At 56.5% G+C, this 1,665-nt stretch carries 1 protein-coding gene; it reads right to left on the bottom strand.

All coding sequences use genetic code 11. From position 1 onward, the window contains the following. Window positions 1–1,479: 1,479 nt before the first annotated feature. A partial coding sequence (locus AB3X89_RS39625; protein WP_368587984.1) for a hypothetical protein occupies window positions 1,480–1,665 on the bottom strand: 186 nt, incomplete at its 5' end.

Genomic DNA, 1,665 nt, shown 5'->3' with positions numbered 1-1,665 from the left:
AAACAGACTCTCGGTGAATGTGTCGGCGCCGCGCATAATCTCCATCGGGTTGTTGGGCTCCTTCTATCAACGCTTCACGAACGCAGCGCGATGACGCGTTTCAGCGGTACTTCCGCAGGCTGCTAATGGCTAGCGTACCGCTACCGACAATAACGCTAGACACCTTTGATAAGGTTAACCGCTTATTCGCCCCATGATCCGGGCGCGCCAAGGAAATACGATTTAACATCTTAATCTCCCAGCCAAGACCGAAGCCATTTAGCCAAGCGTGCCGCCGTTACGACGACACCGCCACGGAAAGCATCGAACGCAATGCTGCCGCTGAATGCGGGTTCGTGAACACGCGCCCGCTTTTGACACAGCCGGCGCGTTGACGAGCTCCCTGCGACTCACGAACAAAGATCCGGTGCTGCTGATGTCGCGATTTCTCCCGTACACGCCAGAATGGCAAGCGTTCGCATCCGCATCACGTCGACGCCTACTGCGAGCAGAAGCTGAGCGCACCGCTTCATCACGATTCCCGCCCGCAGATATATCTCTGCCCCCCCTTTTGCTTCAGCCCAAACTACCGCTCATGCATTTGCGCCGATCGGCGACGTAGCCAAGACAACGCAACTACTTTTTGCAAACCCGAATAAAGTACCCGACCTTCTGGAATTCGCCTGCCAACGCACGAATGCGCCCCTATCAGTCAAAAACCTTGTGCACGCAAAGCAAATCAGACACTGCAGCCGGTACGGTATGGGTACCATCATGCCACCGTTCGTGCACCGCATTGATATCAAATGTTTTTTCGATGTCCTAGCGATTTTCTAATATCCCCCAGTTTCTGAGGCTTTGAGCGGCACCGAATTTGGCGGAAGCTCCAGAGCGTGGGGAGTTATTCATCCGGTAGTGCCCGACCCAGAAGCATGAATCGAACGACTTCTGCGGGCGGATCAGAGGAGGAGTGCGAATACGAGGCGGCGCTGGCTGAGGTCGGCCGATTATCTAGTGCACCGAGCCCAAGACGCATGGTCGCGGGTTTGAAGTCGCGCGATCGTTGCCACCTCGCGAGGGTGCGCCCGTTCTGCAGGGAGGCGCCATGTGCAGTCGTTGTGGTCGCTTTTCCGACTCCGTTACGCTACGCGGAAGACAGGAAGCCTAATATGTCTGCGATCAAGCACAAGACGCTCTTAGAGAACCTTGCTGCCAGTCAATTGACGGAGCGCCGATCGGGTGAAACAGTTTACGCGTTGATCGTCGCGTCGATGACTCCCGCTGCCGATGACTTGGCAGGGGAGATGCGCAGGGAAATCGAAGCGCGTCACGCTGAAGCCGAATCGGTTACGCCTGCGCGCTATAGAACGCGCGCAGATCGACGCAGATCTTGCGCAACGGCGCTTCATGCTGGTCCATCCAAGTAACTGACCGGTCACCGACACACTCGCGCAAGAATGGAACGACAAGCTGTCGCAGATTGCAGTCTTAAAGAGTTTCTCAAGCAATCGAACGCTGAGATGAGGTGGCCAGCCAGCTAAGATCGGCCAGCCGTGCATACTGAGCCGCCCCGGGTTTTCCGGAGACCGTTTTGCTTGCGTCATGCCACAGTGACAGACTCAGCGAGATTTGCATAGTAAGCGGCTTCTGCCTCGGCAGGTGGAATGTTGCCGATGGGGCCGAAGA

The sequence above is a fragment of the Paraburkholderia sp. BR14320 genome (assembly GCF_040948665.1).
GTDB lineage: Bacteria > Pseudomonadota > Gammaproteobacteria > Burkholderiales > Burkholderiaceae > Paraburkholderia > Paraburkholderia youngii.
The sequence above is the reverse complement of the archived record's forward strand: the minus strand, read 5'-3'. Positions and strand labels throughout refer to the sequence as shown.